The sequence below is a fragment of the Polaromonas sp. P4_F9 genome, assembly GCF_056401235.1.
The window spans coordinates 1-14921 of sequence record NZ_JBFUJT010000056.1; the positions used below are offsets into that span (position 1 = coordinate 1).

Annotated in this window: 16 protein-coding genes and 3 pseudogenes; 6 read left to right on the forward strand and 13 right to left on the reverse strand. The window is 59.0% G+C overall.

Translation table 11 applies throughout. The features are described 5' to 3' along the window. Positions 1–244 (reverse strand): LysR family transcriptional regulator (locus tag AC1DUB_RS27360; RefSeq protein ID WP_477732236.1); only part of this gene is annotated, 244 nt, incomplete at its 3' end. Between the two features lie 48 nt (positions 245–292). Between AC1DUB_RS27360 and AC1DUB_RS27365 the strand changes: the two are divergent. The 5 genes and pseudogenes from AC1DUB_RS27365 to AC1DUB_RS27385 all read left to right on the forward strand — a co-directional run. Continuing rightward, a pseudogene (locus AC1DUB_RS27365) lies at positions 293–415 on the forward strand (CoA transferase); the annotation flags it as partial. Between the two features lie 498 nt (positions 416–913). Further along, positions 914–1897: a hydroxyectoine utilization dehydratase EutB gene (eutB, locus tag AC1DUB_RS27370; RefSeq protein WP_477732237.1), complete on the forward strand. Its 984-nt coding sequence runs from the start codon at positions 914–916 to the stop codon at positions 1895–1897. Continuing rightward, on the forward strand, positions 1897–2889 hold the full coding sequence (gene eutC / locus AC1DUB_RS27375; RefSeq protein WP_477732238.1) for an ectoine utilization protein EutC: 993 nt from the start codon (positions 1897–1899) through the stop codon (positions 2887–2889). The genes eutB and eutC overlap by 1 nt, the downstream gene beginning before the upstream one ends. After that, complete coding sequence (locus AC1DUB_RS27380; protein WP_477732239.1) at positions 2889–3305, forward strand: hypothetical protein; 417 nt, start codon at positions 2889–2891, stop codon at positions 3303–3305. The genes eutC and AC1DUB_RS27380 overlap by 1 nt, the downstream gene beginning before the upstream one ends. Before the next feature lie 191 nt (positions 3306–3496). Beyond that, the gene (locus AC1DUB_RS27385) at positions 3497–3973 is read left to right on the forward strand and encodes an Lrp/AsnC family transcriptional regulator (protein ID WP_477732240.1); all 477 of its coding nucleotides are present in this window, start codon (positions 3497–3499) and stop codon (positions 3971–3973) included. A gap of 480 nt (positions 3974–4453) precedes the next feature. On the opposite strand, the pseudogene AC1DUB_RS27390 reads toward AC1DUB_RS27385, so the two are convergent. Together AC1DUB_RS27390 and AC1DUB_RS27395 are read right to left on the reverse strand one after the other, a co-directional pair. After that, a pseudogene (locus tag AC1DUB_RS27390) lies at positions 4454–4833 on the reverse strand (IS630 family transposase); the annotation flags it as partial. Between the two features lie 180 nt (positions 4834–5013). Further along, positions 5014–5583 (reverse strand): helix-turn-helix domain-containing protein, encoded by a 570-nt coding sequence (locus AC1DUB_RS27395; RefSeq protein ID WP_477732241.1) that lies wholly within the window; start codon positions 5581–5583, stop codon positions 5014–5016. Between the two features lie 89 nt (positions 5584–5672). Between AC1DUB_RS27395 and AC1DUB_RS27400 the strand changes: the two are divergent. Continuing rightward, positions 5673–6258, forward strand: a pseudogene (locus AC1DUB_RS27400) (transposase); the annotation flags it as partial. A gap of 148 nt (positions 6259–6406) precedes the next feature. On the opposite strand, the gene AC1DUB_RS27405 reads toward AC1DUB_RS27400, so the two are convergent. The 10 genes from AC1DUB_RS27405 to AC1DUB_RS27450 all read right to left on the reverse strand — a co-directional run bounded on the left by AC1DUB_RS27405 (position 6407) and on the right by AC1DUB_RS27450 (position 14908). Then, entirely contained in the window at positions 6407–7111 is a 705-nt protein-coding gene (locus AC1DUB_RS27405) for an aspartate/glutamate racemase family protein (protein WP_477732242.1), read from the reverse strand. Between the two features lie 350 nt (positions 7112–7461). Further along, positions 7462–8541, reverse strand: coding sequence for a phosphotransferase (locus AC1DUB_RS27410; RefSeq protein WP_477732243.1), 1080 nt, complete (start codon positions 8539–8541; stop codon positions 7462–7464). Positions 8542–8555: 14 nt separating this feature from the next. Continuing rightward, a complete protein-coding gene (locus AC1DUB_RS27415) occupies positions 8556–9905 on the reverse strand; it encodes an aspartate aminotransferase family protein (protein WP_477732244.1) in 1350 nt (449 codons plus the stop codon). A gap of 630 nt (positions 9906–10535) precedes the next feature. Then, the gene (locus AC1DUB_RS27420; protein WP_477732245.1) at positions 10536–11276 is read right to left on the reverse strand and encodes a N,N-dimethylformamidase beta subunit family domain-containing protein; all 741 of its coding nucleotides are present in this window, start codon (positions 11274–11276) and stop codon (positions 10536–10538) included. A 21-nt stretch (positions 11277–11297) separates the two neighbouring features. Continuing rightward, a complete protein-coding gene (locus tag AC1DUB_RS27425) occupies positions 11298–12041 on the reverse strand; it encodes an amino acid ABC transporter ATP-binding protein (RefSeq protein WP_477732246.1) in 744 nt (247 codons plus the stop codon). 122 nt (positions 12042–12163) lie between these two features. Then, positions 12164–13138 (reverse strand): amino acid ABC transporter permease, encoded by a 975-nt coding sequence (locus tag AC1DUB_RS27430; RefSeq protein ID WP_477732247.1) that lies wholly within the window; start codon positions 13136–13138, stop codon positions 12164–12166. 60 nt (positions 13139–13198) lie between these two features. Beyond that, positions 13199–14029 (reverse strand): transporter substrate-binding domain-containing protein, encoded by an 831-nt coding sequence (locus tag AC1DUB_RS27435; RefSeq protein WP_477732248.1) that lies wholly within the window; start codon positions 14027–14029, stop codon positions 13199–13201. A 136-nt stretch (positions 14030–14165) separates the two neighbouring features. Further along, positions 14166–14321 carry an enoyl-CoA hydratase-related protein gene (locus AC1DUB_RS27440; RefSeq protein ID WP_477732249.1) on the reverse strand — a complete coding sequence of 52 codons (156 nt, stop codon included), beginning with the start codon at positions 14319–14321 and terminating at the stop codon, positions 14166–14168. 295 nt (positions 14322–14616) lie between these two features. Further along, positions 14617–14748, reverse strand: a complete 132-nt coding sequence (locus AC1DUB_RS27445) for a helix-turn-helix domain-containing protein (RefSeq protein WP_477732250.1) — start codon at positions 14746–14748, stop codon at positions 14617–14619. A 76-nt stretch (positions 14749–14824) separates the two neighbouring features. Next, entirely contained in the window at positions 14825–14908 is an 84-nt protein-coding gene (locus tag AC1DUB_RS27450) for a hypothetical protein (RefSeq protein ID WP_477732251.1), read from the reverse strand. Between the last annotated feature and the right edge of the window lie 13 nt (positions 14909–14921).

A 14921-nucleotide genomic window follows, 5' to 3' on the forward strand; every position in this document is an offset into this window, starting at 1 on the left:
GCCGCAACCGTTCGGTCTGGTGCAGCACCTCTCGTGCGTGGTGCAGAAAGGCATGACCCGGCGGCGTTAGCTGTACGCCTCGCGCCTCGCGAACAAGCAGCGGCAGACCCGCCTGTGCTTCGAGCGACTTGACGCGCGCACTGGCCGCCGCCAGTGACAGGTGTTGACGCGCAGCCGCGCGGGTGAGGTTCCGCTCTCCGGCGACGGCAACGAACAGGCGCATGTCCGTAAGGTCGAATCTCAAGGGTTTGGAATTTCCGAAGGCTGTAAGCAACCGGCCAACACAGGTTGCTTACTCATCAAGATCGAACGCTACGGTCCAGGCGACTTTGCGCGCGCCTACGACTCGCGCGTACGGGGGCAGTCCTCGCATTCCGTCTGGACAAACCGCAGCAAGGAAAGCCCCGCGCTCGAAGGTCGAGGTTAGGTTGCAGAAAGCGTAACGCCCGACGCACCTAGCGTGAAGCTTTCATTGCCTCCATCGCCTGCCAATGGACTTGGTGTGATCTCCAAAGAACCATTTCCATCCAATCTGGCTTCTGAGGGTAGAAGTTGAGCTTGGAATCGTTCCGGATTCGACGTCCAAGTTCCGAATCGGCCTCTTTCGATCGATTCTTAACCAGCCAGAGATCATCGCGCATATCCTGCATTTCCGCGCCTGACATGTTGGGAGACGCTTGCAGCACCTGTCAATTGCAGGAATCCGGCCGGCAGTGACCCTTCGTCGCCGAAATTCAACTCGGCTTACCTCCTAATATACCAGTGCACGCCGCCCGGCGGCGAGCGGGCCCGGAGCGAACTGCTCGGGTTGCGCAACGACGGGTGTGCCGTGGCAGCCTGTCATCGGGAGCTGACTTATGTGCCTGGGGACGAGCCTGCTGCTCGTCGTGACTGAACCGGAGAATTCTTAATAATGGACCTCGACCTCATCCACGCTGCGCGAAGGCGAATCGCCGGGCATATCTTGCCGACGCCCGCGGTTTTTTCACCATCTCTCTCTGAGAGATGCGGCGTTCCGGTGTGGCTCAAGCTCGAACACCATCAGACGACCGGAAGTTTCAAGCTGCGCGGCGCGACCAATGCGATGCTCCAACTCTCCGACGCTCAGCGCGGGCGCGGTGTGATCGCGGTGTCGACCGGCAATCATGGCCGCGCGCTCGCCTATGCCGCGCACCGGCTCGGTTCACGTGCGACGATCTGCATGTCCCGACTGGTACCGCAGAACAAGGTCAGCGAAATCCGCCGACTCGGCGCGGACGTGCGCATCACAGGGACGTCACAGGACGAAGCGCAAGCGGAGGTCGACCGGCTGATCACGGAACAGGGACTCGTGATGGTGCCCCCCTTCGAGCACCCCGATATCGTCGCAGGCCAAGGCACCATTGGACTCGAGTTGGTTGAGGCAGTTCCTGACGTCGAGACTGTGCTCGTTGGCGTTTCGGGTGGTGGACTCGCAGCGGGCATCGCAACTGCCGTTAAGGGATTGCGGCCCCGTGCAAAGGTGATTGGTGTGACGATGCAACGGGGCGCGGCCATGAAGGCAAGCATCGATGCCGGCAAGCCCATGCAGGTGCCAGAATTTCCCAGCCTTGCTGATGCATTGGGCGGCGGGATCGGCCTGAATAATACGCTGACGTTCGGCCTGTGCCGCGAACTGCTCGACGACATCGTACTGCTGACGGAGGGAGAGATCGCAGCCGGCATGCGCCACGCCTACGCGCAAGAGCGCGAAATCCTTGAAGGCTCGGGCGCCGTGGGTATCGCGGCGCTGCTGGCCGGCAAGGTTGCCGGCCTGCGCGGACCGGTCGCCATCGTCCTTTCCGGGCGCAACGTCGACATGGAATTGCACCAAAATGTGATGAACGGCGACGATGACCCGTTCGGAGGGGATGCCTGATGCCGCAGATCAAGATCCTGACTGAGGGCGACCTACGCAAGCTCGTGCCGCTCGACCTCGAGGCGGTAATCTGCGTCGAGGATGCTTTCCGTGCGCTGGCCACGAAAGCGGTGGCGATGCCGCCTATTCTTCGGCTCGATATCCACGAACATCGCGGCGAGGTGGACGTCAAGACCGCGTACGTCCCGGGCCTCGACGGCTTTGCGATCAAGATCAGCCCCGGATTCTTCGACAATCCGAAGCTGGGGCTGCCGAGTACGGGCGGGTTGATGGTTCTGCTCGCCAGCAAGACGGGGTTAGTCCAGGCACTGTTGCTGGACAACGGTTACCTGACCGATGTGAGAACGGCTGCCGCGGGCGCGGTGGCGGCGAATCATCTTGCGCGGAAGGACGCTTCCGTCGCGGCAATCCTCGGGGCGGGCATGCAAGCGACCTTGCAGTTGCAGGCGCTTGCGCTCGTGCGCCCGATTCGGGAGGCGCGCATCTGGGCGCGCAATCCTGCGAAGGCCGAAAGCGTGGCGCGCAAACTCTCCGCGCAGCTGGGCATTCCCGTGATCGCGCATGCTGAGGCCGCGAAGGCAATCGCCGGGTCGCACGTGATCGTGACCACCACACCGGCAAACCGGCCGATCCTTGAAGCGGAGTGGCTTGAGCCCGGCCAGCACTTAACAGCGATGGGTTCGGACGCCGAGCACAAGAACGAAATCGACCCGGCGGCCATCCGCCGCGCCGATCTATACGTGGCCGACCGTCTTTCGCAGACACGGCGCCTGGGCGAACTCCACCACGCGATCTCCGCCGGCCACGTGTCAGCTGATGCGCTGTTTCCGGAACTCGGGGAAATCATCGCGGGATCGAAGAAGGGGCGCACCGCTGACACTCAAATCACCATGGCGGACCTCACCGGCACGGGCATTCAGGACACGGCCATCGCGACGCTTGCATTCGCGAAGGCGCAGGCCGCCAACGCCGGCGCGGCGTTGGAAAGCTGATGAAATGTATCGACATCCTCGGCGGATCCAGCGACCAGGCCACCGCCGACTATTACAGGCAGCTCAATCTGCTTGCGAAACAGCGCCGGGGTGGTTTCAATACGGCAGAACTGGTGATGACTTCCATGAATTTCGCATTCGCCGAATACTGCGTGCGCAACGCGAAGTTGAAGGAAATGGGGGCATATCTGGCGGACCGTGCCCCGGGCCCTCGAGCGCGCTGGGGCAGACTTCTGTCTCTGCGTGTCAAACACCTTGCGCCGTACGGCTCTCAGGTTCACGGAGCTGAATACGCAACCTCATCGGTTTTCCCAACCTTTCGGAAACTATTACATAACGCAGGAGTTCTCCATTCTCGGGTCGACATTCACTATTTTGTACGCATCGGATGCTCATATACTCAAGTGAGTGCTTAACGAAAGCAACGTGCACGGGGATGATTGCGCCTGCACGGCGCGCCGAGCGTCCCGCGTGCTGCAGTGAGGTGATGCGGCGCTAATAGGGCTCCGAAAGCTGTGCCATAGCTCCATACGTCAGACCGCCAAGTTCCCGCAAACAATTCACGTTGCACAGACCTTCCCTAACGCAGTCTTCTTTGACCACCGCCATGAATCTCGACCGCCTCGATGCTCGCCTCCTCTTAGAAGTGCAGCGAAACAACCGAACGTCCAGCGAGAAACTGGGCGAGTCTGTTGGGCTCTCGCCCACTGCGGTGCAGCGCCGCTTGAAGAGGTTGCGAGAAGAAGGTGTGATAGAGGGCGACGTGGCCATAGTGAACCCGAGGGTGATCGGGAAGAGCGTCACCATGATCGTGTTAGTAGATTTGGAACGTGAGCGATCCGATATCATCGTTCGCTTCAAGCAGATGCTCCGCAACACGCCTCAAGTCATGTCTGCATATTACGTGACGGGCGAGGCCGGCTTCGTGCTGACCATCGCGACGAAAGACATGGAGGAATACGAGTCCTTCATTAGCACGTTCTTCTATGGCAATCCAGACATCAAATGGTTTAGAACCATGGTGGTCATTGACCGCGTGAAGGCGAGCTTCGCGCTCCCCATTGACGCCGAGGAATTCAAGTAACATGAAGGCTGAAACATCAAATCGAGATCTTCCGAGACTCCAGCCCATCATGATCTGCGATCTGCTCTAGGCAGGCGTGGTCAATTTTTTGCCCCGAAATCGAGGGCAAATATCTTCTAACAGTTCACTGGCGTGCGGTGGCAATTCGTCGCAACCTTCATCCGCTCAAATTTTGACAGACCGAGCATGGGGACGAAAGCCACGCCAACCCCCACGCGGAGCATCCGGCAAAGAGTGTCAAATCTTCGAACCTGAATTCGCATTCGGATAGACTTCCTGCGCCGCCCAGCCTGTTGCTCAAGAAAAATCGGTAGCGTGCTACCGTGATTCATGCCGACGAAGTCCTCGTCTAGCGTCGCGGGAAAGTCGATCGCATGGGACTGCGAAGCGAAGCTCTGCTCCCGCGCGGTCGGTGCTGACGTGGAATCGCCTGCAGTCCCCGCAACTCGACCTCGTGTGGTGCGCCAGTCTGTTCTGCACTTATTGGGTGACGGCAGCCAGAGCGGCCTTGGCGCGCGTGACCTTGGCCAGGAGGTCCTTGGCGCTGGCGGTCCATACGAAGGGCTTGGGGTGAGCGTTGTGGTCGGCAACGCAGGTGCTTAGGCGTCTGCAGTCGATGAGCCACAGGGACTTCAGCCACTCCCCGTGCCGATGCCGCGGCTGGCACGTCGAGATGACCATGCCGTCCAGCGTATTAAGCGCGGCGAACAGCGTCGTCGTGCCAAGCCGCTTGTAGTCGTGGGGATGGTGCCCGCTCGCACGGCCTTCATCCGCAGCCCCGGTTGCGTGGGGTTCGAAGCTTGGATCTGGCTTTTCTCGTCGCAACTGAGCACCGGCGCATGCTCCGATGGGTTCAGGTACCGCATCGACGAGCTTGTCCTCGAAGCGCGGATCACGCGAGAGTTTCAAGGTACGGCTCAGTTGCGGCTTGATGCCGTTGCGCTGCCACACACGCCGGACCGTGGTAGCGCTCAGACCCAGATGCGCGGCCAGCGTGCGTTTGCTCCCGTGCGTGGCGGCCGCCGGCTTGGTATGCAGCGTCACCCAATGTCCGACTCCACCTCGGGCGTGACCGCCTGAATAGCGGTCTTCTCGTCAACACTGAACACCGCAGCTTTTTGCGGGGGATTCAAGTACAGCCCGATGACATCTGCAGCCTTGGCTTCAAAGTCCGGATCGTCCGAGGTGAGATAGCCCTCAAGCAGATGCGGCTTGATGCCGTGCTTGGCCCAGATGCGGGCTATTGTCATGTGCGAGATTTCCCCGCCCAGTTCGGCCGCCAGCTTGCGCGAGGACCAGTGCATGGAGCTGTCACCCGGCTTGTGTTTGGTGGTGCGCGCCAGCACCCGCGCCTCCAGGCGATCGGTCACCTTGTAGCGCTCGCGCCCAGCATGGCGAGCAAACAGCCCGGCCAGGCGATCACTTTCAAAGCGCTTGCTCCACCGGTCGATGGAGCTGTCGCTGTAGTCAAGCTTGGCGCGGATGTCGGCCCTGGTCAGGCCATCGGCGAGCATCAGAATCAACTGCGCGTGGCGAGCCGCATCGGCCCGCGCGCTTCTGGATGCAGCTTGCTGTTGAAGTTCCATGCGCTCGCTTTGGGTCAGTTTCATCGCAACCCCCAGGGCTGCAATGACACTTCCTTTTTAAACGTTACAGTCCACTAGCCGCGCCTAGCCTGATGCCAATCGTGCGTCGGAACATCACCTGGCGCGAGGGAACCAATGAAACACTGAGTGGCCGCTTCGCGGCCGTGCGGGTGCGCCATGCAGGTGGCAATGCGGGCAAGGCGCGCCTGCGTCCCGAGCAATGGCTGCTCATCGAGTGGCCCGCGAACGACGCCGATCCGAGCAAGTACGTTCTATCTACGCTGCGCGAGGAAACACCGATCAACGAGTTGGTCGGCGCCGCCCATCAGCGCTGGCGCATCGAACGCGACTACCAGGATCTGAAGCAGGACTTCGGCCTGGGGCACTACGAGGGGCGAGGCTGGCGAGGGTTCCATCACCACGCGTGTTATGCATCGCGGCTTATGGGTTCATGATGGCAGAGCGCCTCGTCACCGACAAGTCTGTCGGTGGTAAAAAAACTTCATCGACCGCCAAGTGCCTGCCCTTCCCGCGGATTACATCCCCCGCGGCAGTCCTGCGCGCGCAGCGGTAGGCGACCTCGATCACGACACTGCGCCATCGATTGAGCCATCGATTGAGCCATCAGCTGATCGCCCGACTTGGGCAGTGCCCCTGGTGCGGTCGCACAAGCGCAAAGTTACTCTTGTGGCACAGTAAGGATTAGGGTAATGGGGCTCAATCACGGCGCACAACTCCATCCACGGCACGGCTCGAACCCTCTTGTCGGATGCCACGGCAAGTGTCTGCTGCCTCATGCCAAGCTCAACGTTTCAGGCGCCTCGGTGGTGGATTCAACGTTGTCCTACTAGACAACGGACGCGAGCGTCAGCCGGCAGAGGTCCGTAATGTCAAAGATCGGTAACCCTGTACTACGGCGAAGCGAATTCTTGACAATTGGGAATCCCGTGCATTCGAACAGTACCATGCCGATCTCAGGATGCGCAGTGCGAAGCCGCGCAACGCAAGCGGCGACTTCCCTCTCGATCTGATCGATATCGGTACGGATGAATGGACACGCAATCGAATTGCGCAAGAATTCGCCGCCTTCGATTCCGCCGATGACCACTCTCTTTCGATCTGCCGGATTGTCGACGCCTAACAGATCATCACCGCAATGCGTGGAGTCAGCTGTCACCACTGCGAGTTTTTGAGCAGGTGCCAGCTGACGCAGCAAGGCCGGAATTAAGAGCAGGCTCGACAGCGCTACAGGTATGCTGACGGCAGAGGCGACGGCGGCCTGATGCCGGATGAAAAAACCACAGTCAGAAGAAATCACGGCTGCGCCCCGCTCGACCAGGCGTTGAGCAGCTGCCACGCAGGCGGTTTCAAGCGACGGATCACCGCGAATGATGACGTCCGCCCATGCGCCCTCCACGATCTCCGTAATTATTGGGCGATTGAAGGTCGTCGGATTCAACAGCGACCCTACCCGCGGGACTTGTGGCGGGCTCTCGGATTGACCTTCATTCAGCTCAAGGATTCCGAGGGGACGATGACTTTCCAATACCATGGACAATTCTCCTTTTAAATTTCGCCGCTGCTGTTTTTGTTTGAACTAGGCACTTCGCACACAACACGGCCCGCGCTGGGTTGGATAAACCCTGCGACCATCCTAAGTGTCGTCGTTTTCCACCGGGTCGATGTAGCCCGACTCGGCGTAGGTAGCGGGTCAGGCTTTCATCGCTCATTGCATTTATCTATTTAGTAGCCACGCGTTTATAAGAGGCGACCGAAGCGAGACTTTGCAAACCAATCAACGGTGACCTGAAGACGAAATCGAAGACGCTGGTCAGAGGTCTTCGCTCCGGCGCGCAGTCCACCGGTGTTCCCTCAGCCCGCACCCGCCTTCGGTCGCTGCGCTCACGTACCAGGATCACGAGCGCGGTCCCGGAATCTCGCGATGACGTCGTCAAGTGGTACGCCCATGGCCAGCTCCAGGTTCGTCCAGTAATACTCGGCACTAGCGAGTAACTCCTCGCGCTGGTCAGGTGCGCGCTCCGCCTTCCAGTGCCTGATCAACGCGAGCATGGTGAGCCGCGCGAGAGCCGCAACTGGCAAAAGTGGAAGTTCTGAGTCGTTTATCGGCCGGCTCTGCTCGTACCCAGCGACAAAGGCAAAGGCATCCTGCCAAGGGTGATCCTGAGTGCGGCCGACCAAGTGAGCGACCGTATTCGCAGGGTCAAAGATCACAGCGGTGCGGACAGTGTCACCAAAGTCAAGGATGGTCTTCACGAAGGCATCGCTGTGCGGATCCACGACGACGTTGTTGGGAGCGTAGTCACCGTGGATCACTTGCATTTCAAGACCGGGCAGCCTCGGCAGCAGGACTTCCTCAAAGAGCTTGAAGGCCTGTTGAGCCAACCGTCGCCGCTTGGGCTCCAGCGTGTACTCGACAAGTCCGACCCACTGGTGAAAGTGCCCAATGTCGTAAACCAGTCTGCGCGCGTCGGCTGGGTGCCCAAATGATCGCAGCACACTGTTGACTCGCCCGAGCATGTCTCCCAGCTTGGTCAACTGCTCCGCGTTCGCGTCCATGTGTTCCCACAACACCCCTTCGACGAAGCAGAAGACGCTTAGCATCCGACGGGTGCCATCGCTCATGTCGATGGGAACGCTGTCGCTTTCATCAAGGGTCAATTTGATTCGCTGGACCGGCAACGCGTGAGCGGCATCATCGAAGTAACGCATCACGGCAGTCTGCAACGCCGTAACTGATTCAGGCTCATCGGACGGCGACACCTTAACGAGGTATTTGTTTGAGCCGGTTGTGAGCCTGAAGGTGTCGCCCTTTTCAACAGACAGTCGTTCGACGTGTCCGCTGAGCCCATAATTCCTCTCAAGCATGGTTTTCAGCAGCAAGGGGTCGATGGACTCCCGAGACGACAGCAGGCTGCTCTCCTCGAAGAGCTGTTGCAACATCACGCGGTGTGACTTGTTCATGTCGGTCGAGCCTTTTACAGCCAGTGTTTCGCTACAACGGCAAAGGTCTCAAGGAGTCGAGACACATCGGCAGCGGTGAAAGCAACTGGGGGACGGATTTTCAACACGTTTCCCGCCGGACCCGTCCGGCTGATCAGGACTCGACGATCGCGCATGTCCTTGATGATGTCTTCGGCACGAACGGAATCGGGCTCGAACGTTCTTTTATCCTTGACGATCTCGACACCAAGGTACAAGCCGCTGCCGCGGATTTCCCCGACGTAAGGGGATTCCCGTGTAAGCGCTTCAAGCCCTGCTCGTAGGGTCGCACCATTCGCGACTACGCGCTCACGCAGATTTTCCTGCTCGAACACATCGAGCACCGCGGACGCAGCGGCTATGGAGAGCGATCTGCCACCTAATGTGTTGAAGTAGCTGACCTTCTCTCCGAACTCGTCGGATACCTCCGGGCGGAAGACGACGCCAGAGACGGGGTACCCGTTCCCCATCGCCTTGCCCATCGTGACGATGTCGGGAACCACCTCGTGTCGGCTGAACCCCCACATGGAATCCCCGAGCTGGGCGAACCCCGATTGAACCTCGTCCGCAACGTAGACGCCGCCGGCGGCGTGAACCTCGTCGACTACTGCCTTCATGAAGCCGACTGGGTGAGTGAAAATCCCGTCGGATGTGAACGCGGAATCGGCGATCAAGGCCGCCAGCCTGTACCCATGCCGCTCCAGATCACCAATCGCGGAACGTACCTGGTCCCGCATGTAGTCCTCGAGAGAACGTCCAGGCCCGACGATTCGCGGGTCAGGAGCGGCAATGAGTCGGACGTTCGGTCCGAGCGGCGATCCCGCGCCCAACATTGGGGAAAAACTCGCCACCTCATGAGTGCGACCGTGAAACGCCCAGCGGGTAGCGATGATTCCCTCACCACCCGTATGGAACCTCGCGACCCGAATCGCGAGGTCATTCGCTTCGGATCCGGTGCATGTCAAGCTTAACTTCGACAACGCCGCTGGAAATGTCGCAAGGAACCGCTCGGCATAGTCAACGAGCCGCTCTTCGGGGTAACGCGTATCCGTGTTGATTGCGGCGATCTGGCGGGAAACGGCGTCCACAACATGCTTGTTCGCGTGGCCAACGCCCGGAACATTGTTATACGCGTCGAGATAGTCGTTGCCGTCGCGGTCTATTAGGTGGGCGCCAAAACTTGAGACAAACTCTACCGGAATCGTCTCGGAAAAGTGGTAGCCAGGACCGAGCACCGTGTCCCGGCGCCGGATGATGTCCTGGAGTCGTTCTGGCAGATCGCTGATACCACTCGTGTCGATCCGCTGGGCGTGGCGCGCGCTCATCTCAGCGTGAGAGTGAACCATCGAAGACCCCCTCCGAGATTTCGTCGGGTCCGCTGCAATCTGGTGAGTAAGAGCAACGCTTGGCATCAAGATTGGCAGGCTCAGCCTCTACGCGAGGTATTGCAATCGTTACGCCGACTGCTGCGAAAAAGCATGCGTTCATTCGGAGGTCCTAGTGTAATTAACGAAGTATTGCGCCATTTGATGGCGGATGAATCGACACGCTGTGACTCTGCATGCCGCATTCGAAGCTACGTCCATTTCTTATCAGACCAACCAATTGCAGTACACAGTGGAACCGTTGGTAGATCACGGCGCCTGTGCGGCCCAGTTGCGTTGTCATGATGCGAAGGAACGATCAGTTCTGGGCAAATCGTACCAAGCGTCGATGGATCAATCTCGTTGACTTGGGGGCTTCTTCCGCGGAAAGTCTGCGTATGGATAGCTGCTCGCGCACGAATTGGGCAATCCGCTGGCGCCGATTCGAAATGCCGTCCAGATCCTTCGATGTCTCCAAATACGAGCATGGGTCCGCAGGGCCGGCTGCTGCCGATGATGGAACGGCAGGCAGTCCTCGAAAATCCGGCAGCGATTCAATCTCAGCTGCCTTGGCCAAGTTCCCGAAAGCAGAACTACGTGCGGCTTCTGAAGTTAAATCCGGCGCGGCGCGGCGCGGCTCGACCTCGTCTCGCTGCGGCTTGCGGTCCAGTGCGTACGTGTGGGCTCATTGTCCACCGCAGCGCCACTGTGCCATATGTCGATTTCCGGCGCGAGCCATCGTTTGCGACGACTTGAGGACGCGTTTGGAACACAGCTGTTCCATACGTATGCGCGCGGTGAACCCATGTTGACCGCCGGCTGGCGGCCATGGTTGGCGATCAGGCGTGAGGATCGGGCGTCAGCCCGAAATCCGGAAAATCGCTCACGCGCCTGCCCACGCAGCGCGCCAGTCAGATCGGGGAGTTGCTGCCGCAGCGTTGGCAGGCATCCGTGCTGGCTGGCGAGATCGATACCATACCCAGCGCGTTCGGCGACGCGGAAGAAATGGCTGTCGTAGCTCGCCCATCCGGCGGAGGCATATTTCTTAGAATGACCTGTGGCGTAGGCCCATTCCATGTGTGGATAGCGCGGCACGGTTTTCGGCGGCATCGCCACTTCCAGCGGCACGCGCGGCGCTTCCGGCGGAAGGACGACGAAACCGCGACCCCATGGCCGCTGCGTTGAAACGATGGGCGAATACTGATCGCCCTCGTAGTGGTTCGCGCCGCCCCAAGTGTTGTAGGCGAGCCAGGTGCCGGTCGCCGCCACCTGCAGGGTAAAGCCAGTACTATTTCGGTCATTCTCGGCCTTAAGTTCAACGGAGCCTGGCCGCGGGCGAGCCACGACAGGCATTTCGTGACGACGGCCTACCAATCAGTGGGACAAGATCTGGCTGAGGAACAACTTCGTTCTTTCGTGCTGCGCGTTGGTGAAGAAGTCCTGCGGCGCGCCCTCCTCGACGATCTGMCCCTGATCCATGAAGATCACCCGGTCCGCAACGGCGCGCGCGAAGCCCATCTCGTGCGTGACGCAGACCATGGTCATGCCGTCGCGGGCGAGACCCGTTATTGTTTCGAGCACTTCCGCGACCATCTCGGGATCGAGCGCCGAAGTCGGTTCGTCGAAGAGCATGACGGCCGGGTCCATACACAGAGAGCGGGCGATTGCGACACGCTGCTGCTGTCCTCCGGAAAGCTGAGCCGGGTATTTGTTCGCCTGCTCCGGAATGCGCACGCGCTCCAGGTACTTCAGCGCGATCTTCTTTGCCTCGGCCTCTGGCACACCCTTGACCCACATCGGGGCGGCCATGCAGTTCATCAGCACCGTCATGTGCGGGAAGAGATTGAAGTTCTGGAACACCATACCAACGCTTTTGCGGACTTCAGCCACGTCGCGCATATTGTTGTGYAGCCTGATCCCGTTGACGATGATGTCGCCCTCCTGATGCGCCTCAAGCCGATTGAAGCAGCGGATCAGCGTCGATTTCCCCGATCCGGAGGGGCCGCAAATGACGATACGCTCGCCTTTGCGCACAGTSAGGTTGATATCCGTCAGTGCCCGGAAGGTGCGGTACCACTTTGAGACGTTCGTCGCTTCGATGATCTTGTCCGTACTCATTGGCGCTTGCTTCTGACGTGATGACTCTGGATAGGAAGTTGGCKKCGTGYGCAGCCCAGTGGCAGRYGRCTCSGAAGGGTTATGAAKAAGGTCATCTCTCAGCTGACTTATGTTGTTCACGGTCATCGCGTTTTACTCCTTGCGTAGTGGCGCTCGAGCCGTGATTGGATTACTTCGAGGCAGATGGACAGTACCCAATAAATGAGAGCCACCGTTACCAGCATCTCCATATGATGGAAGCTTTCCTGACCGAGGGTACGGGCAAGAAACGTCAGCTCCCAAACGCCCAGGACCGAGACGAGCGAGCTGTCCTTCACCATTGATATGAACATGTTTCCGGTAGGCGGAATGATTACCGGAAGCGCCTGCGGCAAGATGATCTTGCGCATAGTGAGGCCAAACCCAAAACCCATGGAGCGGGACGCCTCCCATTGGCCGCGATCGATGCTCTGGATCCCAGCGCGGAAGACTTCCGTCATGTAGGCACCGACGCAAAGCGAGAGTGCCAATATGCCTGCAGGGACGGCATTGATCACAAATCCCAGCTGAGGCAAGCCGAGATAGATCAAGTAAATTTGCATCAGAAGCGGCAATCCGCGGAAGAAGGAAGTGTAAAAGCTGGCAATCCCGTAGGCGAAGCCGTTGCTAGACAGTTTGGCTACGGCGGCAATGATGGCAATGATCGACGCGAATACGAGTGAAATCGCCGAAATGTAAATTGTCGTCACGATCCCTTGCGTGATCAGGAAGGGCAGATTCGCCCGAATRAAGGGCATGCTCARATCAAACGTCTTGAAGAACGCGAGAAAGAGCAGCAGCARCTCCAGCCACACGATGCGAATCTGCACTCGCAAGGACGCAAACCCGATCAAYACGACGTTGCTGCAGAACAGGATCGCGATCACGAAGGCAATGGCGAAGCGCCCGTGAAGGCCGCTCGTCGCAGGATCGCCGATGACCGGCCGCATGAGCTCGCCTAAGGTGGTGCCCGTGAGATTGAAGAGCATAAAAACCGCGAGCACAACTGCAAACAGCGAAGTGACAAACCACGGCTTATGGACGAATACCTCGGAATCAACTGTATCCGGATAGAGCATGAAAAAACCTTTGAAGAGAGGCGGCCCAAGCCTGGCTTGGGCCGCTAGAGCCTGGCGACCTTATTTCTGGACGAATTTATCCATGCCGTACCACTTGATCGACAGCTTGGAGAGCGTGCCATCCTCCTTCATGCTCTTGATGGCGGCCGCGATCTTGTCGCTAAACTCCTTGTCTCCATGTAGGGTTGCGATGGATCCTGGATAAGTGAACAGCGGTTCGCCGAGTTGCTTCAATGGATAGCCGGACTTGATCGCCTTAGTCGCAAGTTGTTCATCAGTAACGATCGCATCAAGACGTGTGCCGTCGCCAAGGCGAAGATCGTCGAATGCAATATTGGAGCTTGTGTAGACCTTTACCTGGCCCGGCTTGAATTGATACTCTACCGGCTGAGCGCCGACCCAGTTTGGCGTGTAGGTTTGKTTGGCGTAGGACTCTGAGGTGCCAGCAGCAGCGCCGACCACCTTGCCGTTGAGATCGGACAGCTTGGTCGCCTTGCTGTTCTTGTGAACGACGGCGACKSCCTKMTCRTAGAAGTAGATGGCCGGGAAGTCGAACTTTTCAGCCCGGGSCTTGGTCGGGACCATCTGACCCATGCCAATGTCCCAACGGCCWTCCCATTTGCCTGCCGCTATAAGRTCCCAGCCSGGCGTTACAAATTGRACCTGCACGYCCATGTATTTSGCKATGCYCTTSGCAACTTCTAYGTCATAGCCGTCCAGCTCGTGCTTYTCATTCAAGRACGMCATTGGTCCCCAGTCSGTGCCGACCGCCACCTTGAGCGTCTTTGTGGCGAGCACGCGATCAAGCACAGCGCCGGCATGCGCAGTAATGCCTGTCATTGCGATCACGAGGGAAGCKGCGGCCACCATGGCCTTTGCGATTCTGTTCATACGATTGTCTCCTAGTTGGTTTGGGATAGCAAACTCTAGTCTAGTGCTCGGTGGATTTTGGTTTATGCGATCTCTAATGCATCAACGCACAAATGCGGCGCTTGGTTGGCAGTTTTTGCTGGATTTTGACCCGTTGTCACGACCGGGCGCGCTCGTTCTGCTTTCCCGTGGCAAGCGCACTGTTTAGCTCTTTATAGAGTTGTTGGGTGACGGCATTCAGCTGATGCGGTCGATTGAGCCGAATTTCGGCAATTCCATCCTTGACGGAATGGAGGATCGTTTCATAGCTCATGTGTGTGTCACTCCATTTCAGGCGCGGGAGGCGCCCCCCGGCTGACGGCTGACGGCTGACGGCTGACGGCTGACGGCTGAGGCTCTAGGCTTGCCGCCCTACTTGGCTGAGAACCCGGGGCCGCCAGGTTGTCGCACTGACTAAACACTTGTATCGGTGAATCATCGTGTTCAACAATTGATCCATCATCAGCGGCGGCTCACATTGCAGGCGTCTTTGAAGCAGTTCTACTCTGGCCAACGGACCGTTTGCTCCATAAAAATCAGCGGTGGCTCACTCGCTGCACCATATTTCTTCACACCTCCAACGCCTTGATGCGCGCGCTCGTAGCGGCGAGCGACAGGTTCTGGCGGGTCGCAGCGCGAGTGCGATTGCGCTCTTTCGCGACAGTGATGAAGATGCGCAGATCGGTGACGTCGAATCGCAAGGCTTGCGAATTTCCTGTGATGGGCGCTTGACCGATGCACTGGCCATCCCGCGAGCTCCACACTGCGGGACGACATTTAAGCTGCGCGCCCTGCGCGCAGCATCGCCAACAGGCGATTCTGTTCGTTGCCCATGATGGACATGCCTTCGTCGACGCCCATGCCGGGCTTGGCT